The 22,146-nt window shown below is 71.4% G+C and carries 20 protein-coding genes, 2 rRNA genes and 1 riboswitch; of the genes, 17 read left to right on the forward strand and 5 right to left on the reverse strand.

The genetic code is table 11. The annotated features are described in order from the left end of the window. The 12 genes from MHW47_RS15535 to MHW47_RS15590 form a co-directional block, all read left to right on the forward strand. Positions 1 to 105, forward strand: a 23S ribosomal RNA gene (locus tag MHW47_RS15535); the annotation flags it as partial. Positions 106 to 186: 81 nt separating this feature from the next. Continuing rightward, positions 187 to 303: ribosomal RNA gene (gene rrf, locus MHW47_RS15540) — 5S ribosomal RNA — on the forward strand. 149 nt (positions 304 to 452) lie between these two features. Continuing rightward, the gene (locus MHW47_RS15545; RefSeq protein ID WP_239223766.1) at positions 453 to 1,061 is read left to right on the forward strand and encodes a CDP-alcohol phosphatidyltransferase family protein; all 609 of its coding nucleotides are present in this window, start codon (positions 453 to 455) and stop codon (positions 1,059 to 1,061) included. 112 nt (positions 1,062 to 1,173) lie between these two features. Continuing rightward, positions 1,174 to 3,669, forward strand: a complete 2,496-nt coding sequence (locus tag MHW47_RS15550; protein WP_239223767.1) for a mannose-1-phosphate guanyltransferase — start codon at positions 1,174 to 1,176, stop codon at positions 3,667 to 3,669. 129 nt (positions 3,670 to 3,798) lie between these two features. Then, the gene (locus MHW47_RS15555) at positions 3,799 to 4,701 is read left to right on the forward strand and encodes a DUF881 domain-containing protein (RefSeq protein ID WP_239223768.1); all 903 of its coding nucleotides are present in this window, start codon (positions 3,799 to 3,801) and stop codon (positions 4,699 to 4,701) included. Beyond that, complete coding sequence (locus MHW47_RS15560) at positions 4,698 to 5,030, forward strand: small basic family protein (protein WP_003970459.1); 333 nt, start codon at positions 4,698 to 4,700, stop codon at positions 5,028 to 5,030. Before MHW47_RS15555 ends, MHW47_RS15560 begins: the two co-directional genes overlap by 4 nt. Before the next feature lie 5 nt (positions 5,031 to 5,035). Then, a complete protein-coding gene (locus MHW47_RS15565) occupies positions 5,036 to 5,824 on the forward strand; it encodes a DUF881 domain-containing protein (RefSeq protein ID WP_239223769.1) in 789 nt (262 codons plus the stop codon). A gap of 148 nt (positions 5,825 to 5,972) precedes the next feature. Then, entirely contained in the window at positions 5,973 to 6,770 is a 798-nt protein-coding gene (locus MHW47_RS15570) for an FHA domain-containing protein (RefSeq protein WP_239223791.1), read from the forward strand. 42 nt (positions 6,771 to 6,812) lie between these two features. After that, the gene (locus tag MHW47_RS15575; protein WP_239223770.1) at positions 6,813 to 7,553 is read left to right on the forward strand and encodes a MerR family transcriptional regulator; all 741 of its coding nucleotides are present in this window, start codon (positions 6,813 to 6,815) and stop codon (positions 7,551 to 7,553) included. A gap of 53 nt (positions 7,554 to 7,606) precedes the next feature. Continuing rightward, positions 7,607 to 8,083, forward strand: coding sequence for a bifunctional nuclease family protein (locus MHW47_RS15580; RefSeq protein WP_026171779.1), 477 nt, complete (start codon positions 7,607 to 7,609; stop codon positions 8,081 to 8,083). Positions 8,084 to 8,356: 273 nt separating this feature from the next. Further along, on the forward strand, positions 8,357 to 8,875 hold the full coding sequence (locus MHW47_RS15585; RefSeq protein WP_239223793.1) for a MerR family transcriptional regulator: 519 nt from the start codon (positions 8,357 to 8,359) through the stop codon (positions 8,873 to 8,875). Between the two features lie 81 nt (positions 8,876 to 8,956). Continuing rightward, the gene (locus MHW47_RS15590) at positions 8,957 to 10,405 is read left to right on the forward strand and encodes a DNA polymerase IV (protein WP_239223771.1); all 1,449 of its coding nucleotides are present in this window, start codon (positions 8,957 to 8,959) and stop codon (positions 10,403 to 10,405) included. Here MHW47_RS15590 and MHW47_RS15595 read toward each other — a convergent pair. Next, a complete protein-coding gene (locus tag MHW47_RS15595; RefSeq protein ID WP_239223772.1) occupies positions 10,330 to 10,698 on the reverse strand; it encodes a PRC-barrel domain-containing protein in 369 nt (122 codons plus the stop codon). The genes MHW47_RS15590 and MHW47_RS15595 overlap by 76 nt on opposite strands. 115 nt (positions 10,699 to 10,813) lie before the next feature. Next, positions 10,814 to 10,911, forward strand: a riboswitch (glycine riboswitch). Between the two features lie 189 nt (positions 10,912 to 11,100). Here MHW47_RS15595 and gcvP point away from each other — a divergent pair. Further along, positions 11,101 to 13,986 carry an aminomethyl-transferring glycine dehydrogenase gene (gene gcvP, locus MHW47_RS15600; RefSeq protein ID WP_239223773.1) on the forward strand — a complete coding sequence of 962 codons (2,886 nt, stop codon included), beginning with the start codon at positions 11,101 to 11,103 and terminating at the stop codon, positions 13,984 to 13,986. Positions 13,987 to 14,092: 106 nt separating this feature from the next. On the opposite strand, the gene MHW47_RS15605 is transcribed toward gcvP, so the two are convergent. Both MHW47_RS15605 and MHW47_RS15610 read right to left on the reverse strand, forming a co-directional pair. After that, positions 14,093 to 14,299, reverse strand: coding sequence for a DUF5999 family protein (locus MHW47_RS15605; protein WP_239223775.1), 207 nt, complete (start codon positions 14,297 to 14,299; stop codon positions 14,093 to 14,095). A 245-nt stretch (positions 14,300 to 14,544) separates the two neighbouring features. Then, positions 14,545 to 15,141, reverse strand: a complete 597-nt coding sequence (locus MHW47_RS15610) for a hypothetical protein (RefSeq protein WP_239223777.1) — start codon at positions 15,139 to 15,141, stop codon at positions 14,545 to 14,547. A 482-nt stretch (positions 15,142 to 15,623) separates the two neighbouring features. Between MHW47_RS15610 and MHW47_RS15615 the strand changes: the two genes are divergently transcribed. Continuing rightward, entirely contained in the window at positions 15,624 to 17,129 is a 1,506-nt protein-coding gene (locus MHW47_RS15615) for a glutamate-cysteine ligase family protein (RefSeq protein WP_239223779.1), read from the forward strand. Positions 17,130 to 17,186: 57 nt separating this feature from the next. Here the strand turns inward: MHW47_RS15615 and MHW47_RS15620 are convergent, their stop codons facing one another. Continuing rightward, positions 17,187 to 18,953: a substrate-binding domain-containing protein gene (locus MHW47_RS15620; RefSeq protein WP_374230095.1), complete on the reverse strand. Its 1,767-nt coding sequence runs from the start codon at positions 18,951 to 18,953 to the stop codon at positions 17,187 to 17,189. A 199-nt stretch (positions 18,954 to 19,152) separates the two neighbouring features. Here MHW47_RS15620 and MHW47_RS15625 point away from each other — a divergent pair, with 199 nt between their 5' ends. Then, positions 19,153 to 19,932, forward strand: coding sequence for a CPBP family intramembrane glutamic endopeptidase (locus tag MHW47_RS15625; protein WP_239223783.1), 780 nt, complete (start codon positions 19,153 to 19,155; stop codon positions 19,930 to 19,932). A 17-nt stretch (positions 19,933 to 19,949) separates the two neighbouring features. Here the strand turns inward: MHW47_RS15625 and MHW47_RS15630 are convergent, their stop codons facing one another. After that, the gene (locus tag MHW47_RS15630; RefSeq protein WP_239223785.1) at positions 19,950 to 20,768 is read right to left on the reverse strand and encodes a PhzF family phenazine biosynthesis protein; all 819 of its coding nucleotides are present in this window, start codon (positions 20,766 to 20,768) and stop codon (positions 19,950 to 19,952) included. A gap of 130 nt (positions 20,769 to 20,898) precedes the next feature. On the opposite strand from MHW47_RS15630, the gene MHW47_RS15635 reads away from it, so the two are divergent. Both MHW47_RS15635 and MHW47_RS15640 read left to right on the forward strand, forming a co-directional pair. Continuing rightward, complete coding sequence (locus MHW47_RS15635; protein WP_239223787.1) at positions 20,899 to 21,567, forward strand: HEAT repeat domain-containing protein; 669 nt, start codon at positions 20,899 to 20,901, stop codon at positions 21,565 to 21,567. Positions 21,568 to 21,573: 6 nt separating this feature from the next. Beyond that, a partial coding sequence (locus MHW47_RS15640) for a MerR family transcriptional regulator (RefSeq protein WP_239223789.1) occupies positions 21,574 to 22,146 on the forward strand: 573 nt, incomplete at its 3' end.

A 22,146-nucleotide genomic window follows, 5' to 3' on the forward strand; every position in this document is an offset into this window, starting at 1 on the left:
TTGATTGGTTAAGGCTCCCAGTAGACGACTGGGTTGATAGGCCAGATGTGGAAGCCCGGTAACGGGTGGAGCTGACTGGTACTAATAGGCCGAGGGCTTGTCCTCAGTTGCTCGCGTCCACTGTGTTAGTTCTGAAATAACGAACAGCCGTGTCTATGTCCGGTTCTGTTCAGAATTTCATAGTGTTTCGGTGGTCATTGCGTTAGGGAAACGCCCGGTTACATTCCGAACCCGGAAGCTAAGCCTTTCAGCGCCGATGGTACTGCAGGGGGGACCCTGTGGGAGAGTAGGACGCCGCCGAACAATCATTGTGGGGAAGCCCCGTGCCGCTGGCACGGGGCTTTTCTGCGTTCCCGGCCCCTCCCCGCGCCACCCCTGTGCGTTCGCCGGCCGGGGCTGAGGGTAGGGTCATGAGGCATCGTTGGCACGTTCTTGACACAGGAGGCCCTCGGGTGGAGGTCCAGGAGACCCGCGTTCAGACGGACCGGGTACTCACCATCCCCAACATCCTCAGCATGGCGCGCCTGGTCGGCGTACCTGTCTTCCTGTGGCTGATCCTCCGCCCCGAGTTCGGCGGGCCCAAGAGTGATGGCTGGGCGCTGCTGGTCCTGATGTTCAGCGGGGTCAGCGACTACCTCGACGGCAAGCTGGCGCGGCGCTGGAACCAGATCAGCAGCCTGGGCCGGCTGCTCGACCCCGCCGCCGACCGGCTCTACATTCTTTCGACGCTCGTCGGCCTCACCTGGCGCGAGATTCTGCCCCTCTGGCTGACTCTCACGCTACTCGCCCGCGAACTGATGCTCCTCGTGATGGTGGGAATCCTGCGCCGCCACGGCTATCCGCCGCCGCAGGTGAACTTCCTGGGCAAGGCGGCCACGTTCAACCTCATGTACGCATTCCCCTTGTTGCTGCTCAGCGACGGAGGTGGTTGGCTGGCAGAGGTGGCAACTGTTTTCGGATGGGCGTTCGCAGGGTGGGGTACAACCCTGTATTGGTGGGCAGGAATCTTGTACGTGGTTCAGGTCCGCCGCCTCGTCAAGGCGGATGCAGTAGCCGATTGAGCTCGTTGATGTGGTGCCGTGCAGCGTTGCCGGCCCGCGGCTGATCACACAGAATCTGCCCTGACGGGTGAAGTCGGCTCGACCGTCGTCTCTCAAGGAGGACGTTTCCGACATGAAGGCCGTCGTGATGGCTGGCGGCGAAGGCACTCGCCTTCGCCCCATGACCTCGAGCATGCCCAAACCACTTCTGCCCGTCGCCAATCGGCCGATCATGGAGCATGTGCTCCGGCTGCTGAAACGGCACGGACTCAATGAGACGGTGGTGACCGTCCAGTTCCTCGCTTCTCTCGTGAAGAACTACTTCGGGGACGGCGAGGAGCTCGGAATGGAGCTCAGCTATGCCAACGAGGAGAAGCCGCTCGGGACCGCCGGAAGTGTCAAGAACGCCGAAGAGGCGCTGAAGGACGACACTTTCCTCGTGATTTCCGGCGACGCGCTCACCGACTTCGACCTGACGGACCTGATCGCGTTCCACAAGGAAAAGGGCGGTCTGGTCACCGTCTGCCTCACCCGAGTGCCCAACCCGCTCGAATTCGGCATCACGATCGTCGACGAGCAGGGCCAGGTCGAGCGCTTCCTGGAGAAGCCCACCTGGGGCCAGGTCTTCTCCGACACGGTGAACACGGGCATCTACGTCATGGAGCCCGAGGTCTTCAAGTACGTCGAGGCCGACACCTCCGTCGACTGGTCCGGAGACGTCTTCCCGCAGCTGATGAAGGAAGGCAAGCCCATCTACGGCTACGTCGCCGAGGGCTACTGGGAGGACGTCGGCACCCACGAGAGCTACGTCAAGGCCCAGGCCGACGTCCTGGAGCGCAAGGTCGACGTCGAGATCGACGGCTTCGAGATCTCGCCCGGCGTCTGGGTCGCCGAAGGCGCCGACGTGCACCCCAACGCCGTCCTGCGCGGCCCGCTCTACATCGGGGACTACGCCAAGGTCGAGGCAGGCGTGGAGATCCGGGAACACACCGTCATCGGCTCCAACGTCGTCGTCAAGAGCGGCGCCTTCCTGCACAAGGCCGTGGTCCACGACAACGTGTACATCGGCGACCACAGCAACCTGCGGGGCTGCGTCGTCGGCAAGAACACCGACATCATGCGCGCCTCCCGGATCGAGGACGGCGCGGTCATCGGCGACGAGTGCCTCGTCGGCGAAGAATCGATCATCCAGGGCAACGTCCGCGTCTACCCCTTCAAGACCATCGAGGCCGGCGCCTTCGTCAACACTTCGGTGATCTGGGAGTCCCGCGGCCAGGCCCACCTCTTCGGCGCCCGCGGGGTCTCCGGAATCCTGAACGTCGAGATCACGCCCGAGCTGGCCGTCCGGCTGGCCGGCGCGTACGCCACGACCCTCAAGAAGGGGTCCACGGTCACCACCGCGCGCGACCACTCCAGAGGCGCCCGCGCCCTCAAACGCGCGGTGATCTCCGCGCTCCAGGCCAGCGCCATCGACGTACGGGACCTGGAGAACGTACCGCTGCCCGTGGCGCGGCAGCAGACCGCGCGCGGAAGCGCCGGCGGCATCATGATCCGGACCTCGCAGGGCGTGCCCGACTCCGTCGACATCATGTTCTTCGACGAACGCGGAGCGGACCTCTCCCAGGCACGGCAGCGGAAGCTCGACCGGGTGTACGCCCGGCAGGAGTACCGGCGCGCGTTCCCCGGCGAGATCGGCGACATCTACTTCCCGTCCAGCGTCTTCGACTCGTACACCGGCTCCCTCCTGCGGAACGTGGACACGACCGGGATCGCCGACGCCCAGCTCAAGGTCGTCGTGGACGCCTCCAACGGCAGCGCCGGTCTCGTGCTGCCGAGTCTCCTCGGGCGGCTGGGCGTGGACGCGCTCACCATCAACCCCGGACTCGACGAGTCCCGGCCGACCGAGACGGCCGAGGGCCGGCGCAAGGGCCTCGTGCGCCTCGGCGAGATCGTCTCCTCCGCGCGGGCGGCCTTCGGCGTCCGCTTCGACCCCGTGGGCGAACGGCTCTCGCTGGTCGACGAGCGGGGCCGGATCGTGGAGGACGACCGGGCGCTGCTCGTCATGCTCGACCTCGTCGCCGCCGAACGGCGCAGCGGACGGGTGGCGCTGCCGGTGACCACCACCAGGGTCGCCGAGCAGGTCGCCGCGTACCACGGCACACAGGTCGAGTGGACGACCACGTCGCCCGACGACCTGACCCGGGTGGGGCGTGAAGAAGGCACCATCTTCGGTGGAGACGGGCGCGGCGGCTTCATCGTTCCCGAATTCGCGAGCGTCTTCGACGGAACCGCCGCGTTCGTCCGGCTCATCGGGCTCGTCGCCAGGACGCAGCTCACGCTCAGCCAGATCGACGCCCGCATCCCGCGCGCCCATGTCCTGCGCCGGGACCTGGCGACCCCGTGGGCCGTCAAGGGCCTGGTGATGCGCCGCGTCGTGGAGGCGGCGGGCGACCGGGACGTGGACACCACGGACGGGGTACGGGTGGTGGAGGCGGACGGGCGCTGGGTCATGGTGCTGCCCGACCCGGCGGAAGCCGTCACCCATCTGTGGGCCGAGGGCCCCGACGACGCGTCCGCAGAGGCACTGCTCGACGAATGGGCGGCCGTCGTGGACAGCGCGGGCGACTGACGCAGGGGCGCCGGGGCGGGTGGACGTACCGCCCGTCCCGGCGCCGGACCGGCCCGCCCCGAGGCGGTCCGGCGGACCCTCGGAGGGGCCATTCGGCGTAAGCCGCCGCGACATGCGACTATGTGCGGCATGTCGCAGCAGCCCCCCGGTCGGAGCACGGCCCCGCCGCCCAAGCGCCCCGACGCGTCCATGCTGCTGCTGACCAACGTGATGGAGCACAGCCTGGACGACGGGTACGCCGAGGCCGCCGCGCGGCGTGCGGCGGACGGGCGATCCGGGACACCCCGGACGCTCCGGGCCCGGCTGGGGTTCGCGGCCTGCCTCGTCCTGGCCGCCCTGGTCGTCACGCTCGGCGCCGCCCAGGCGCGGGTGACCGCGCCGGTGCTGGCGAAGGAGCGGCAGGAACTCATCGACCGGATCGACGCGGAGACGTCGGCGGCCGACGCCCTGGAGAACCAGGTGGAGAAGGTCCGCGACGACGTCAGCCGGCGCCAGCGCGAGGCCCTGCAGGAACACGGGGGAGACCAGGGCCGGGTGGTGGCGCTCCTCTCCGGGGCGACGCCCGTGCGCGGGCCGGGCCTGAAGGTCGTCGTCGACGACGCGAAGGACAGCGCCCAGGGCGGCGGCGGTCCCCGTGAGACCAGCGGGTTCTCCGACAACGGGCGGGTCCGGGACCGGGACATGCAGCGCGTGGTCAACGGCCTGTGGGAGTCCGGCGCCGAGGCCATCGCGATCAACGGACAGCGGCTGACGGCCCTGTCGGCGATCCGGGCCGCGGGCGACGCCATACTGGTCGACAACAAGCCGCTCGTGCCCCCGTACTCGGTGCTCGCGGTGGGGGACGGCAAGAAGCTGGGCGCGGCCTTCCGGGACAGTGCCGACGGCGAGTACCTGAAGGCGTTGAAGGACACCTTCGACATCAGGACCAGCATCTCCGTCCAGGAGAAGATGGACCTTCCGGCCGCCCCGAGCCTGATCGTACGCACAGCGGAGCCCTACCGGGCCGCAGACACAGGGAAGGGCACATCGTGATCGCCGTACTGGGCCTCGTCGTGGGAGTCGTGGTCGGACTGTTGGTCCGGCCCGAAGTTCCGGCGGTGGTCGAGCCCTATCTGCCCATCGCCGTCGTCGCCGCGCTCGACGCGGTCTTCGGCGGGCTGCGGGCCATGCTCGACGGCATCTTCGTCGACAAGGTCTTCGTGGTCTCGTTCCTCTCGAACGTGGTCGTGGCGGCCCTCATCGTCTTCCTCGGCGACAAGCTGGGCGTCGGTGCCCAGCTGTCCACGGGCGTCGTGGTCGTCCTGGGCATCCGGATCTTCTCCAACGCCGCCGCGATCCGCCGACACGTCTTCCGGGCCTGATGTCGATGAGCAACGACACGTTCAACGACGGCGGCGAACGGCCCGGCGAGCGGCCGGCCGACGCCGCCCCGGAACTCACCGGGCGTCAGCGGCTGATCGCCGGCCTCTGGCCGCCCCGGATCACCCGCGCCCAACTCATCGTCGCGCTGCTGCTGTTCGGGCTCGGGCTGGGTCTCGCCATCCAGGTGCGGTCCAACAGCGACAACAGCGCCCTGCGCGGTGCCCGCCAGGAGGACCTGGTGCGCATCCTCGACGAGGTGGACGACCGCACCCAGCGGCTGGAGGACGAGAAGCAGCGCCTCGACGACCAGCGCACGGAACTGGAGAACAGCTCCGACCAGGCCGAGGAGGCCCGGAAGCAGACGGTCGAGAAGGAGCGGCAACTCGGCGTGCTGGCTGGGACCGTGGCCGCCCACGGGCCGGGGATCACGCTCACCGTCAACGACCCCGGCGGCGCCGTGCGGCCGGACATGCTGCTCGACGCCCTCCAGGAACTGCGGGCGGCCGGTGCGGAGGCCGTCGAGGTCAACGGCGTGCGCGTGGTGGCCAACACGTACTTCTCCGGCGACGCCGGCGCGGTCAAGGCCGACGGGCGCAAGATCTCCTCGCCGTACGTGTTCAAGGTCATCGGCAAGCCGCAGGATCTGGAACCGGCGCTGAACATCCCCGGCGGGGTGGTGCAGACTCTGGAGAAGGAGCAGGCCACGGTGCATGTGGCCCGCGCCGACGACATCGTCGTGGACGCCTTGCGACGGGCGGAGCAGCCTGACTACGCTCGGTCGTCGGGCCGGTGATCCCCGGACGTCCGTGCGCCGGGGAACACGAGCGGACGGTTGCGGGGGGTCGCCGCATCGTAATCGTGGCACGTGGTGGAAACTGTCGAGAGCATACGGACGTTGTGCAGATGTCCGGGTCGGCAGGTGTGTTCATTCAGGGTTCGTCCTGCCCCACGGGCGGGTCTGTTTCGGTCAAGGGGAATCGCCCGTGAAGTTGTTTGGGAAGTTGTTCGGCAAGAGCGCTCGCGACGAGGCCGCGCGCCATCGCGCGCCGCGCCATGGTCAGCCCGACGAGCAGGGCGCGGACCGTCCGCTCTTCCGCGACCAGGTCGCGGGCCAGGGGGGTGACCGTCCGGGTGGCCCTGGCGCGTCGTCCGTTGACCCTGCCGGTGCGGGCGGAATAGGTTTCGGAGCCCCGAGCCAGGAGGCTTCGTCCATGCCGGTGTGTACGAGGTGCGGCCACCGCAACGCCGAGGCCAGCCGGTTCTGCTCCAACTGCGGTGCGCCGCTGCGGGGCGGCGTCCCCGAGCGCGCCTCGGAGACGACGTCGACCATCTCCATCTCCGGCCTGGAGGCGTACGAGGCGGAGGCGACCGGCCAGACGGCCCTGCCGTCGCTGTCTCCCGAGGCCCAGGCCGCCGTGGACGCCCTGCCGCTCGGCTCGGCGCTCCTGGTGGTGCGGCGCGGCCCGAACTCCGGCAGCCGGTTCCTGCTGGACGGTGAGCTGACCACGGCCGGCCGCCACCCGCAGAGCGACATCTTCCTCGACGACGTGACGGTCTCGCGCCGCCACGTGGAGTTCCGCCGCAACGCGGACGGCAGCTTCACCGTCGGGGACGTCGGCAGCCTCAACGGCACCTACGTCAACCGCGAGCGGATCGACTCCGTCGCCCTGTCCAACGGCGACGAAGTGCAGATCGGCAAGTACCGGCTGGTCTTCTACGCGAGCCAGCGGGGCATCTGACCCGCCCCCGGACACCGTCCGGGGGAACCCCCAGGAAGGTCCATGCTGAGAACACCGAGCGGCGGTGCCGGACACGGCACCGCCGCCGACGACCGGCCGATGAGCATCGGCACGGTGCTCCTGCAGCTGCGGGAGGAGTTTCCCGAGGTCACCATCTCCAAGATCCGCTTCCTGGAGGCCGAAGGGCTCGTCGAACCGCAGCGGACCCCCGCCGGCTACCGGAAGTTCCTCCCCGCCGACGTGGAGCGGCTGGCGCAGGTGCTGCGCATGCAGCGCGACCACTACCTGCCGCTCAAGGTCATCCGCGAACACCTGGACGCCCTCGCCCGCGGCGAACAGGTGGCGCTCCCCACGGCGGACGGTGAGCGGGGGGACGGCGAGGACGACGGCCTCGGACTGCCGGGCCGGCCCACCGCCGCTCGCATCGGCCGCGCCGAGCTGCTGGTCGCCGCCGAGGTCACCGAGAGCGACCTCGACGCCTGGGAGTCGTACGGGCTCGTCGTGCCCTCGCCGGACGGCGGCTACGACGCCGAGATGGTGACCGTCGCCAGGCTTGTGGCGGATCTGGGGCGATTCGGTCTGGAACCGCGTCATCTGCGGGCCATGCGGGCCGCCGCCGACCGGGAGGCGGGCCTCATCGAGCAGGTGGTCGCGCCGCTGCGCCGGCACCGTAATCCGCAGACCAGAGCCCATGCCGAGGCGACCGCGAGGGAGCTGGCGGAGCTGTCCGTACGCCTGCATTCCGCCCTGGTGCACACCGCTCTGCACGTCCGGATGCACTGAAGGCGGACCAGCCCGACTACCCAAACCTGCCGAGCACGTCCTAGGGTTGCTGTGTGAACGAGCTCGACGTTGTGGGTGTCCGGGTGGAAATGCCCTCCAACCAGCCGATCGTGCTCCTGCGTGAAGTGGGAGGCGACCGGTACCTCCCCATTTGGATCGGTCCTGGCGAGGCGACCGCGATCGCCTTCGCCCAGCAGGGCATGGCTCCGGCCAGGCCGCTGACCCATGATCTCTTCAAGGATGTGCTCGAGGCCGTCGGCCAGGAGCTCACCGAGGTCCGCATCACGGACCTGCGCGAAGGGGTCTTCTACGCGGAGCTGGTCTTCGCCGGCGGTGTCGAGGTGAGTGCGCGGCCGTCCGACGCCATAGCCCTCGCCCTGCGCACCGGCACGCCGATCTACGGCAGTGACGGAGTCCTCGACGACGCGGGGATCGCCATCCCCGACGAGCAGGAGGACGAGGTGGAGAAGTTCCGCGAGTTCCTCGACCAGATCTCTCCGGAGGACTTCGGTACGAACAACAGCCAGTGACGCCGTCCGTGGGGCGCCGCCGGTACAACCGGTCAGCCTTTCCCCGTCAACGGTCACGCGAAACCACCCTCGGGGTGGTTATCACTCGGCGTGCCGAGTGTGGCGATCGTTGACGCACCCCAGGTGACTGCCTACCTTCGAGTGGGCAGGTCAAGGACGGAGGTCGGCGTGAGCAGCAGCGGCGACGGTACGGCGGCGGGCGCGTCGTCGTATCCGCAGCAGGGAAGTACGGCCGACCGGACCATCAGGCAGTCGGCCGCGCCGGCCGCGGTGGTGGCGGGGGGCGGCGTGGCATCGGCCGACGACATCGGCTATCGCGGCCCCACGGCCTGCGCGGCGGCGGGGATCACGTACCGGCAGCTCGACTACTGGGCGCGTACCGGACTGGTCGAGCCGAGTGTCCGGCCGGCGTACGGATCGGGCACCCAGCGGCTCTACAGCTTCCGGGACGTCGTCCTGCTGAAGATCGTGAAGCGCTTCCTCGACACGGGCGTCGCGCTCCAGAACATCCGCACCACCGTCCAACACCTGCGGGCCCGCGGCTTCCAGGACCTGGAGCGCATGACGCTGATGAGCGACGGGGCCACCGTCTACGAGTGCTCCTCGCCCGCCGAGGTCGTCGATCTGCTCCAGGGCGGCCAGGGCGTCTTCGGCATCGCCGTCGGAGTGGTGTGGCGCGACGTGGACGCGGCCCTCTCGCAGCTGCACGGGGAGCGCGTGGACACCGGGGAGACGCTCATCGGGCACAATCCCGCCGACGAGCTCGCCAGGCGCCGCAACAGGGCCGTCTGAGCCCTCCGGGGCCCTTGCGCGGCCGGGCGGCGGCCGTGGCGGCGGGGCGATTGTCAGTGGCGTAGGGCAGCATCGGCAGATGTGAGAGCCGCGCCCACCATCCTGCATCTCGACATGGATGCCTTCTACGCCTCGGCGGAGCAGGCGGCCAAGCCGAGCCTGCGCGGCAAACCCGTCGTGGTCGGCGGTCTCGGGCCGCGCGGCGTCGTCGCGACCGCCTCGTACGAGGCCCGGCGGTTCGGGGTGCATTCGGCGATGCCGATGGCGCAGGCCCGGCGGCTGGCGCCGAACGCCGCCTATCTGGTGCCCCGCTTCACCCTGTACCGCACGGTCAGCGAACAGGTCATGGAGCTGCTGCGCCGGCTCTCACCGCTGGTGGAACCGCTCAGCCTGGACGAGGCCTTCGTGGACCTGGAAGCGGGCGGCACGGCCGACGACACCCCGTCGGCCCTGGAGATCGGCCGGCAGCTGCGCGAGGCGATCGAGGCGGTGACCGGACTGAGCGGTTCCGTCGGGCTCGCCGGCTCCAAGATGCTCGCCAAGATCGCCTCCGAGGAGGCCAAGCCCGACGGCATACACCTGATCGCGCCCGGCACCGAGCGGACGCATCTGGCGCCCATGCCGGTGCGCACGCTGCCCGGCGTCGGCCCGGCGACCGCGGACCATCTGCGGCGGGCCGGCATGACGACGGTGGACGACCTCGCCGAGGCTGGCGAGGCGGAGCTGATCCGGCTGCTGGGCAAGGCACACGGCGCGTCGCTGCACCGCATGGCGCTGGGCTTCGACGACCGGCCCGTGGTCGCCGAGCGCGACGCCAAATCCGTCTCCGTCGAGGACACCTTCGACATGGACCTGCACGACCGGGTCCGGGTGCGCACGGAGGTCGAGCGGCTGGCCGGCCGGTGCGTCCAGCGGCTGCGGGCCGCCGGCCGCTCCGGGCGCACGGTGGTGCTGAAGGTCCGCCGGTACGACTTCTCCACGCTGACCCGCTCCGAGACGCTGCGCGGGCCCACGGACGACCCCGCCGTGGTCCGGGAGTCCGCCGCCCGGCTGCTGGAGTCCGTCGACACCACCGGGGGAGTGCGGCTGCTGGGCGTCGGCGTCACCGGGCTCGCCGACTTCACCCAGGAGGACCTGTTCGCCCAGGCCGCCGGGGAGCGGGCGGCGGAGCCGGACGACACCGGGACACCCGAGGAGACGGGCGGCGGGGAGCGGGAGGAGGGCGAGCCGGAGCCGGAGGACGCCGAGCAGCTCGCGGCGCGCCGCTGGCCCGCGGGCCACGACGTACGGCACGAGACGTATGGACACGGCTGGGTGCAGGGCAGCGGCGTCGGCCGGGTGACCGTGCGGTTCGAGGAACCGTGGTCGGCGCCCGGCCGGGTGCGCACGTTCCGGGTCGACGACCCCGAGCTGCGCGCCGCCGACCCGCTGCCGCTGGTCAGGGACGCCCCCGACTACTCCTCGTGGCCCGCGAGCCGGCCGAAGTCACGGTCCGGGGGAGGCGCGGCGGGGGCCGCGTCCAGACCGTAGTGCCGGTAGAGCTGGAGCTCCTGCTCCGGCGACAGGTGGCGGCCCACCCCGAAGTCCGGCGCGTCCTTGATCAGCGCCCGGTCGAAGGGCACGCGCAGCGTGTCGTCGACGAACTCGCTCGGCTCCAGCGGGACGAAGGCGTCACGGCTGAACAGGCCGGTGCGCACGGCCGCCCACTCGGGTACCCCGGTCGCGTCGTCGAGGTACACCTCGTCCACGGTCCCGATCTTGGTGCCCTTGCGGTCGAAAGCCTTGCGGCCGATCAGGCTGCGCGGGTCGATATCGGTCTGCACGGTCCCTCCCACACTGGTCGCGGCTGTCCACAGGGACTACAGAAGTGCAGTTCCGTGGTCTTGGCCACTCGAGAATTCTCGTCGTGTACCCCGCTGGTACGCTGGCCATGGCTGCTGACCCCGTGCGGGAGAGTCGTCCGGAGAAGATCCGGGCGGCGCCGAAGGAGCAACTCCTCCCCGGAATCTCTCAGGCCCCTGTACCGCACGGACGAGGTCACTCTGGAAAGCAGGGCGGGTTGTGCGCGGCCGTGGGCCGGGCGGGGCCTCCCTCACCGACGGTGAAAGCCGGCGCCCGCGCGGTGCCGGTGAAGCTCTCAGGTTGAGATGACAGAGGGGGAGGCCGTTCGGGCACCGGAGCAGCGGTGCCCTCGCAGGTCGTGACAGACCAGGAGGCCCTCCACCATGACCCCCCGTCGCACCCCGCTCTCGCACCTGGAACAGGGCATTCCCTTCGAGCAGCGCCACATCGGCCCCGACGCCGAGGCGCAGGCGAAGATGCTCGCGCAGGTCGGGTACGGCTCGCTGGACGAGCTGACCGCGGCCGCCGTGCCCGACGTGATCAAGAGCGCGGAGGCGCTGAGCCTGCCGGAGGCTCGGACCGAGGCGGAGGTGCTGGCCGAACTGCGCCGGCTCGCCGACCGCAACCAGGTCCTCGCCCCGATGATCGGGCTCGGCTACTACGGCACCTTCACCCCGCCGGTGATCCTGCGCAACGTCATGGAGAACCCCGCCTGGTACACGGCCTACACGCCGTACCAGCCGGAGATCTCCCAGGGCCGCCTCGAGGCCCTGCTGAACTTCCAGACCATGGTCGCCGAGCTGACCGGCCTGCCCACCTCCGGCGCTTCGCTGCTCGACGAGGGCACCGCCGCCGCCGAGGCCATGGCGCTGTCCCGGCGCGTCGGCAAGGTCAAGAACGGCGTCTTCCTGGTCGACGCCGACGCCCTCCCGCAGACCGTCGCCGTCATCGGCACGCGCGCCGAGCCGACCGGCGTCGAGGTCGTCGTCGCCGATCTCTCCGAGGGCATCCCGGCCGAGATCGCCGAGCGCGGCGTCTTCGGCGTCCTGCTCCAGTACCCGGGCGCATCCGGGGCCGTCCGGGACCTCAAGCCCGTGATCGACCAGGCGCACGAGCTGGGCGCGGTCGTCACCGTGGCCGCCGACCTGCTGGCGCTGACGCTGCTCACCTCGCCCGGCGACCTGGGCGCCGACATCGCGGTCGGCACCACGCAGCGCTTCGGTGTGCCGATGGGCTTCGGCGGCCCGCACGCCGGCTACATGGCGGTCCGCGAGAAGTTCGCCCGCAGCCTGCCCGGCCGCCTCGTCGGCGTCTCCGTGGACGCGGACGGCAACAAGGCGTACCGGCTGGCCCTGCAGACCCGCGAGCAGCACATCCGCCGAGAGAAGGCCACCAGCAACATCTGCACCGCTCAGGTGCTGCTCGCCGTCATGGCCGGCATGTACGCCGTCTACCACGGCCCGGAGGGCCTGCGCACCATCGCCCGGCGCACCCACCGCTACACCGCGATCCTCGCCGCAGGGCTGCGCGCCGCCGGTGCGGACGTCGTCACCGGCTCCTACTTCGACACGCTCACCGTCCGCGTCCCCGGCAGGGCCGGCGAGGTCGTGGCCGGTGCCCGGGAGCGCGGCGTCAACCTGCGCCTGGTGGACGGCGACACCGTCTCGCTCGCCTGCGACGAGACCACGACCCGTGAGCACATCGCCGCCGTCTGGGCCGCCTTCGGCGCGGACGGGGACATCGAGGCGCTGGACGCCACCACCGGGGACGCGCTGCCCGAGGGGCTGCTGCGCACCGACGAGATCCTGACCCACCCCGTCTTCCACCAGCACCGGTCCGAGACCGCCATGCTGCGCTACCTGCGCAAGCTGGCCGACCGCGACTACGCGCTGGACCGCGGCATGATCCCGCTCGGCTCCTGCACCATGAAGCTGAACGCGACCGCCGAGATGGAGTCGATCACCTGGCCGGAGTTCGGCGCGCTGCACCCGTTCGCGCCCGCCGAGCAGGCCGAGGGCTACCTCACGCTGATCCGTGAGCTGGAGGAGCGGCTGGCCGAGGTCACCGGCTACGACGCGGTCTCCATCCAGCCGAACGCCGGCTCGCAGGGCGAGTTCGCGGGGCTGCTGGCCGTGCGCGCGTACCACCGCGCCAACGGTGACGAGAAGCGCACCGTCTGCCTCATCCCGTCCTCGGCGCACGGCACCAACGCCGCCAGCGCCGTGATGGCCGGCATGAAGGTGGTCGTCGTCAAGACCGCCGACGACGGCGAGGTCGACATCGAGGACCTGCGGGCCAAGATCGCGCAGCACCGTGACGAGCTGGCCGTCCTCATGATCACCTACCCGTCGACGCACGGCGTCTTCGAGGAGCACGTCGCCGACATCTGCGCCGAGGTGCACGACGCCGGCGGCCAGGTCTACGTGGACGGCGCCAACCTCAACGCGCTGGTGGGGCTGGCCAAGCCCGGCCGGTTCGGCGGCGACGTCTCGCACCTGAACCTGCACAAGACCTTCTGCATCCCGCACGGCGGCGGCGGTCCGGGCGTCGGCCCGGTCGGCGTGCGCGCGCACCTGGCGCCGTACCTGCCCAACCACCCGCTGCAGCCCTCGGCGGGCCCGGAGACGGGCGTCGGTCCGATCTCGGCCGCCCCGTGGGGCTCCGCCGGCATCCTCCCGATCTCCTGGGCGTACGTACGCCTGATGGGCGGCGAGGGCCTCAAGCGCGCCACGCAGGTCGCCGTCCTCGCGGCGAACTACATCGCCAAGCGCCTGGAGCCGCACTACCCGATCCTGTACAACGGCCCGGCCGGGCTGGTGGCGCACGAGTGCATCGTGGACCTGCGGCCGATCTCCAAGGCGACCGGGGTCAGCATCGACGACGTCGCCAAGCGGCTCATCGACTACGGCTTCCACTCGCCGACCATGTCGTTCCCGGTCGCCGGCACGCTGATGATCGAGCCGACCGAGAGCGAGGACCTCGCGGAGCTGGACCGGTTCTGCGACACGATGATCGCCATTCGCGCGGAGATCGAGAAGGTCGCGACGGGGGAGTGGAGCGCGGACGACAATCCGCTCGCCAACGCCCCGCACACGGCCGCCGCGCTGGGCGGGGAGTGGGAGCACGGCTACAGCCGCGAGGTGGCGGTCTTCCCGGCCGGGGTCACGGCCGCCGACAAGTACTGGCCGCCGGTGCGCCGGATCGACGGTGCGTTCGGTGACCGCAACCTCGTCTGCTCGTGCCCGCCCCTGGACGAGTACGACAACTGATCGGGACCGCCCGGTCGGGGCGGTGTGACGCGGACACGCGTGGGGGCCGGTGCGGAGATTCCTCCGGGCCGGCCCCGTTTTCCGTGCTCGTTCCGTACGCGGACGCTCAGGCGGCCTTCACCACCCGGCTCGCCGCCGGCGGCCGGCGCGGGGCGATGATCCGTCCGTCCGGAAGCAGCTCACCGGTGTCCTCGAAGAGCAGGACGCCGTTGCACAGCAGGCTCCAGCCCTGTTCCGGATGGTGGGCCACCTGGCGGGCGGCTTCCCGGTCGGCGGAGTCGGCTGTCGGGCAGGGTGGCTGATGCTGGCACATGGATGGGTTCTTTCGCTGCGTCGAGTTGAGTTGGCTGCGGTGTGGAGTCGTGTTCATGACCGCCCCCGTATCGATCGGTCGGCTCCCAGTGTTGCCCCACGGGCGCGAATCCGCAGGGATTTCGCCGCAGCGCTTCCACTCCTCCCATGACGCGTCACCCACCCGGACGGTTCAGCCCAACTGCACTGTCCCTTCGGGTGGTTCGGGGTGGCCGGATGGGACTAGTCCGGATGGGCGGGACGGCTTCACGCCGGGGCCGGGGAGCCGAGGAGCGGGCCCGGGCCCGGCATGATCCGGGTGGTGATCACCGGCATCAGCTCGGCGGCCCGGCGCGGGCGGTGGGCCGCGAAGCCGGGCGGCGCGGGTGCCAGCGGCACCAGCAGGTCGGCCGGGGCGGGGGCACCGCAGGAGGCGTCGGCCTCCGGGTCGCCGTGCAGCCACAGCGCCAGCATGTAGAGGTCGGGGATCGACAGCAGCCGCGGCTGGTAATGGCCGCCCATCGCCTCCGCCTGACGCAGGGCCAGCTCCGTCGAGGGGATGTACGGCCCCTCGAAGAAGTGCGAGAAGGTCCAGCCGTCCGCGGTGAGCACGGCGTCCGCCGCGGCCACCGCACGTTCGGTGCCGCGGATCTGGAAGCGCCACGCGGCGAGCCTGGTGGCGGGGGCGGTCGCGTCCGGGGCGAGGTCCAGCACATGGACGGGCAGCGGGTGTTCGGGGCTCAGAGGTCCCTGTGCGGTCCGCAGGGCGGGCGTCCGGGCTTCGCGGACGGCGGTCGGAGAACCGAGCGCCGCGAGAACACTGCGCAGCGCGGGCGGCGGGGCCGGGGGAACATGCAGCGGCATAATCGGGTCGCCTCTCACTTCGGAGACACGGTGGTGCGCGGGCGGGTGCGGACGGCGCTGTCGGCGGGCGGGGCCAGAGGGGGGCCGGTGACTGAGCCGGTGCGTCAACTCTCTGCCTCGTCCGCGGAGTTTATACGAACCGTGTTCAGACGGTGTTTCCACTAGCCGCCGCCACTAATGCCGACAAGGCGGTATCCGGACTTTATTATGCGGAGATCGTGCTGATTCGGCGCGAGCGGCGCAGCCGCCGCCTCGGGTTTTTCCCGCGCAGCGGTCGGCCGAAACCCGCCGGGGCATTACCGGTCCGTAGCGCGGGGAAACCGGCCATTGCCCATGCCGAGTGAATGTGCCGGGGGCCCGGCGCACAGATTAGCGGGTGTGCGCCGTGTGCGGGAACGTTACGGATCACGTCCTGCGGGCATTATCGATCGTGATGCGAGCGGCCCCGGCCGCGCGCCGGCCACTCGAGGAGGGACACATCCATGGGGGAGAAGGTCGTCGCGGGCGCCTTTGACCTGTCCGATCGGCAGAAGTTCCGGAAGAAGCTGCACCAGTGCCTGGAGGCGCTGACCGGGCTCCTGGCCGAGCGGCGGTTCGACCGGCCGCGCAACCTCATGGGCATGGAGATCGAACTGAATCTCACGGGTGCCGACGCCATGCCGAAGATGCTGAATGGGGAGGTGCTGGAGCGCATCGCGAGTCACGATTTCCAGACGGAACTGGGGATGTTCAATCTTGAGGTGAACATAGTCCCCCACCATCTGTCGGGACGTGTTCTCGACCAGCTGGCCGAAGAGCTGAGGACCGGCCTCGGATATGCCGACCGCAAGGCCGGCGAGGTCGATGCCGGGATCATGATGATCGGAATCCTGCCCACGCTGGGCCGCGACGACATGGTCCGGTCCAACCTGTCCGACGGCGACCGCTACGCCCTCCTCAACGATCAAATGGTGGCGGCGCGCGGCGAGGATTTCTCGGTGGATATCGAAGGCGTCGAGCGGCTGGTCTGCTCCGCCGGTTCGATCACGCCGGAGGCCGCCTGTACCTCGCTCCAGCTCCATCTCCAGGTCACCCCCGAACGCTTCGCCGCGGTGTGGAACGCGGCGCAGGCGGTGGCGGCCGTCCAGGTGGCCCTGGGCGCCAACTCGCCCTTCCTGTTCGGCCGGGAGCTGTGGCGCGAGTCGCGCCCGCCGCTCTTCGAGCAGGCCACGGACACCCGGCCGCCCGAACTGCGCGAGCAGGGTGTGCGGCCCCGGACCTGGTTCGGGGAGAAGTGGATCGACTCCGCGTACGAACTCTTCGAGGAGAACGTGCGCTACTTCCCCCCGCTGCTGCCGATCTGCGACGAGGAGGAGCCGCTGCGCGTCCTCGCCGACGGCGGGGTGCCGCAGCTGAAGGAACTGGTCCTGCACAACGGCACGGTCTACCGCTGGAACCGCCCGGTGTACGGCGTCGTCGACGGCGTCCCCCATCTGCGGGTGGAGAACCGGGTGCTGCCCGCAGGCCCGACCGTCGCCGACGTCATCGCCAACACCGCGCTGTACTACGGCCTGGTCCGGGCCCTCGCCGAGGAGTCGCGCCCGGTGTGGACCAGGATGCCCTTCGCGGCCGCCGCGGAGAACTTCGAGACCGCGTGCCGCCAGGGCATCGAGGCGGAGCTGCTGTGGCCGCGGCCCGGCCGCTCGGGCGGTCTCACCCGGGTGCCCGTGGCGAAGCTGGTCCGCGACGAGCTGCTGCCGCTGGCCGCCGCCGGGCTCGACGCGTGGAACGTCGAGCCGGCGGACCGGGACCACTACCTCGGGATCATCGAGGAGCGCTGCAAGCGGCGTACGAACGGCGCCTCCTGGCAGGCGGACACCTACCACCGGGCGCGCGAGGCGGGCCTGGACCGGGGCGCCGCGCTCGCCGCGATGACCCGGCGCTACGGCGAGCTGATGCAGGGGGGCGAACCCGTGCACAGCTGGCCGTCGGACATCCCGGCGCTGTGAGGGTCGGCCCGGTGCTCTGATGGCTGCCCCGGGGCATGCGGCCCGCCCCCGTGACGGTCAGTCCCCGGCCGGACGGGCTCCCTGGCCTGCCGTCATCACGGCCTGCAGGATCACCGCCTGGATCTCGGCCGGGTCGTTGACCTGGTAGCCGCCGCCCCCGGTCACGCCGGCGATCTCGGCCAGCTCCTCGCGGTCCGCCTCCGGGCCGACCGCGATGGCCAGCAGCGGGACGGGGCGGTCCGGGTCGGCGAGGGACCTCAGCTTCTCCACGAGGGCGGCCCGGCTCAGGGAGTGCTCGTCCTGGTTGGAGCCGTCGGTGAGGATCACGACCGCGTTGAACTTGCCCTTCACGTAGGTGCGCTGCGCCTCCTTGTACGCGGCGAGCGCGGTGTCGTAGAGACCGGTCGCGCCGTCCGGCACCGGCTTCAGCGCGGCGAACGCGGCGGCGAGCTTCTCGCGGTGGGTGCCGCCTTCGGCGGGGTCTCCCAGGCGGGCGGTCGTCACCAGCCGGCGGTAGTCCTTGTCGCCGTCGAGCCGGGTCGCGAACTCCCAGAGCCCGATCTCGTCGTCGGGCGTGAACTGGTCGAGCGCCTGGATCAGCGACGCCTTGGTGACGTCCATGCGGGATCGGCCGCGGCCCGGCACGGTGGCGGCCATCGAGCCGGACGCGTCCACGACGGTGGTCAGGCGGGCGCTCTGGACGGTGACCGTCCACATCCCCAGCGTCTCCCGCAGCGTGTCGTCCGAGGGGGCGGGCGGCGGCGTCGCGCCGGAGGGCTGGGGGGCCTTGCCCCCGGCCGCCGCGACCAGCTTGGCGTCAGCGGTGCCGTAGGTGTCCCGGAAGCCGTGCTCCCGCAGGACGCGCAGGGACGCGTCCTCGCCGAGCAGGATCATGAACCGCAACGCGGCCCGGCTCTCCGCCGTGGACCGGTGCTGCGCGTCGACCAGCGTGTACGGGTAGTTGAGCAGCGGGGTGCCGTCCTCGGGGTAGAAGAGGCCCAGCCGGCCGTCGCCCGTCGACTCCGCGTTGTGCGCGAAGGCGGCCTGCTCGGAGAGGAGCACGGCCTGATTGCGCGCCGGGTTGCCCTGCTCGGCGGCCGAGCCGTTCTGCGGCAGCGTGGCCACCACCTGGGCGTCGCCGTCCGACATCCGCTGGGCCAGCAGCTTCGCGGTGGCCGCGACGCGGGTGTCGCTGTCCCCGCCCTGCTTCGCCGAGGAGACGCCGATGCTGTTCAGGGCCAGCAGGCCGGTGGCGGAGCGGGCGGGGTCGGCGGCGCCGAGGCGCACCCGGCCGGACTCCGTGGCGGCGCCCATCAAGGTCGCCCAGGTGTACGTCTTTCCGGGCCACCCCAGGCGCTTGGCGGCGTCGGGCACCACGGCGAGGGCGACCGGCGAGGTGGCGACGGAGTCGCCGGGGGACGTCGCGACGCCCGACCCGTCGCCCTTGGCGCGGCTCACCCACAGATCGGAGTCGGGCAGCCATATCTGGTACTCGGGCGAGCCGGTGCCCTTCGCGAGCGCGGCCGCGACCTTGTACGAGTCACGGGCCACCACGTGCACGTCGATGCAGCGGCCGTCGGCGCGCACCTCGTCCTCGCGGGCCCGTTCGGCGACGGCGCGCACGGCGGGCGCGATGTCCGGCGAGGCCATCATGGACAGCCGGATGGCGTTCTCCTCGCACGACGTGGAGAACGAGAGCAGGCCGCCCTGCGCCGCGACGGCCGCCCCGCCCGCGACGGCCAGGACGAGCAGGGTGGCGACGACCACGGTACGGCGGCGCGGTGGGCGGTCCCCGCCCGAGGCCGATGAGCGGTCGTCGGGCATGCTGTGGCGTCCCATGTCGGTGGTGCCCCTCCTTGAGGATGTACAAGGAAAGGGGGAACCGCACCCAAGGCGATGGTGCTCGTCCCCCGGCCTGTCGCGCATGATCTTCGTACCTGCATTCGAGACCCTAGCGGGGCGGTGAGGGGTGTGGGACGCGAATGCACAACGGAGAGCAGGTGTACAGGTGGAGGCGGGGCAAGTGGCCGATTGTTTTCCCCAGGAGGCCGTTTCACGACGGATCCTCCGGTCCGAGACGGTGCTGGTACTGGCGCTCTCGCTGGGCGCGAGCGGCGTGTCTGCCCTGATCAGTTTTGTCGGATCACTGACGAAACCAGGGGGTTTGAAGGACCAGGCGGCGACGCTCAACAGTTCCTACGCTCCGGGCCGCCCTTGGCTGGATCTCGCCTGGCAGCTCTTCGGGATCGCGACTGCCCTGGTGCCCGTCGCCCTCGTCGCGCACTTCCTCGTCCGGGAGGGCGCGGGGCTGCGCGTCATCGGCTTCGACCGCAGCAGGCCGGGCCGGGACACGGTGCGCGGCGCGGTCGTCGCGGCCTGCATCGGCAGCGCCGGTCTCGCGTTCTACCTCGCGGCCAGGGCCGCCGGGTTCAACCTCACGGTGGTCCCGGAGTCGCTGCCCGACGTGTGGTGGAAGTTCCCCGTCCTCATCCTGTCGGCCCTCCAGAATTCCGTCCTGGAGGAGGTCATCGTCGTCGGGTACCTGCTGCGCCGGCTGGGGCAGTTGGGCTGGACGCCGACCGCCGCCCTGGTCGCCAGCTCCGTGCTGCGCGGCTCGTACCACCTCTACCAGGGCATCGGCGGGTTCATCGGGAACATGGTGATGGGCGTCGTCTTCGTCCTGCTGTACCGCCGCTGGCAGCGGGTGGGCCCGCTGGTCGCCGCGCACGCCCTCCTCGACATCGGGGCCTTCGTCGGCTACGCGCTCCTCGCCGGACGCGTGGACTGGCTGCCCACCCCGTGACCCGGCCCGGCCCGGTCCTACGGGGCGGCGAGCAGTTCGCCGTCCAGCACCGTGACCGCGCGCCCCGTCAGCAGGGTCCGCGCCCCGCGCAGCGTGGTGCGGACCAGGCCCGAACGCGCGGAGGCCTGGAGCCCGGTCAGCGTGTCGCGGCCGAGCCGGGCCGACCAGAAGGGGGCCAGGGCGGTGTGGGCGCTGCCCGTCACCGGGTCCTCGTCGATCCCCACGGCCGGGAAGAAGCCCCGTGACACGTAGTCGTACGCCCGGACCGGCGTGGCGGCGGCCGTGGCGATGACACCCCGTCGCGAGAGGCGGGCCAGCGCCGCGAAGTCCGGGGCCAGCCCCCGTACCGCCGCCTCGTCGGCCAGCTCCACCAGCAGGTCCCCGACCTGCGCCCCCGTGTCGTGCACCGACACCGGGCGGGCGCCGAGGGCCTCCGCGAGACCGTCCGGCACGGGCTCGGGGGTCAGCGGGGCGGTCGGGAAGTCGAGCGTGTACGAGGCGTCCGGGTGCGCGGTGGAGGTCAGCGTGCCGCACCGGGCGGCGAAGCGGACCGGGCCGCTCGCCGCGCCCGTGGTGTGCAGGACGTGCGCGGTGGCCAGCGTGGCATGGCCGCACATGTCCACCTCGGTGACCGGGGTGAACCACCGCAGCGCCCAGTCCGCGTCGCCGCCCTCCGGCAGCGGATGGGCGAACGCGGTCTCGGAGAGGTTCAGTTCGGCGGCGACCCGCTGGAGGAACCCGTCGTCGGGGAAGCCCTCCGGGCCGAACAGCAGCACGCCTGCGGGGTTGCCGGTGAAGGGGCGGTCGGTGAACGCGTCCACGATGCGAATCCTCATGCGCCCGACGGTAGGCGCGGCCTCCGGCGGAGAACCAAGGCCAATCGCGGACCGGTGGCACCGAAACGCGTACCGGCTTGACCTTGTCACGGTGTCAAGCGTTTCACTGAGCCGCCGGGAGGTGGTTCCGATGGCCGGGACGCACGAGGAGACGGACATGGCGCGCGTGCTGCGCGGGCTGGCGCACGGCGACGCGTCGGTGCGGCTGCGGACCGCGCTGGCGGTCGGCTCGGCACCGGACGAGCGGCTGGTGGACCGGCTCGTCGAACGGTGCGCGAGCGAACCCGATTTCTCCGTGCGGGAGATGCTGACCTGGGCGCTCACCCGTCATCCGCGGGCGCTCACCGTGCCCCGGCTGATGGACGAACTGCGCTCGGAGCGTCCGCAGGCGCGCAGCCAGGCCCTGCACACGCTGTCCAAGACGGGCGACCGGCGGGCGTGGCCGGCGATCGGCCGGGAGCTGCTGACGGACCCGGACGACGAGGTGGCGCGCACGGCCTGGCGGGCCGCCGTCGCCCTGGTGCCGGAGGACGAGCGGGCCGCACTGGCCGCCGTGCTGACCGGGCAGCTCGGGCGCGGCGGGCGGGAGACCCGGCTGAGCCTCAGCCGGGCGCTGATCGCCCTCGGCGAGGCGGCCGGAGCCGCCCTGGGCGCCGCCGCCGCGCACCCCGAGCCCCGGGTCCGCGAGCACGCGCTGGCCACCGAGGAGCTGCGGCGTGACCCGGATGCCGGGTTCGACTTCGCGATCGAGGAGGCGAAGCGCAGGGTGGCTCTCGGAACGGACGACGGGAAGGGGTGAGGCACGGTGCTGATCGGCGAGGTGGCGCGGCGGTCCGGGGTCAGCACCCGGATGCTCCGCCACTACGAGGCGCTGGGGCTGGTGCGGCCCACCGGGCGCAACGACGCCGGCTACCGCGAGTACTCCGGCGAGGACGTCCGGCGCATCTTCCACATCGAGAGCCTGCGCTCCCTCGGGCTGTCGCTGCGAGAGGTGGGGCGGGCCCTGGACGATCCCGCTTTCAGCCCGGCGGGGCTCGTCGCCGACCTGGCGCGCCGCACCCGTGAACGGATCGCGAGCGAGACGGAGTTGCTGACCCGGCTGGACCGGATCGGGGCCGCCGAACCGGCGGACTGGGAGGAGGTCCTGCGTACCGTCGCCCTCCTCCAGGCGCTGGGCTCCAGCAGCGCCGACACACGCCAGCGGGCGGCGCTGTCCGCGGCCGGGGCGGAGCCGGTTCCGGTGGAGGCCCTGGTCGAGGCGGTGCTCGGCGAGCCGGACCCGAGTGTGGCCGGTGCCCTGCGCTGGGCCCTCGCGCGGGCGGGCGACGGGCTCGACCCGCTGGCCGAGGGGCTGCGGTCGCCGGTGCCGGAGGTCCGT

The organism is Streptomyces sp. OfavH-34-F, from assembly GCF_022347745.1.
Taxonomy (GTDB): domain Bacteria; phylum Actinomycetota; class Actinomycetes; order Streptomycetales; family Streptomycetaceae; genus Streptomyces.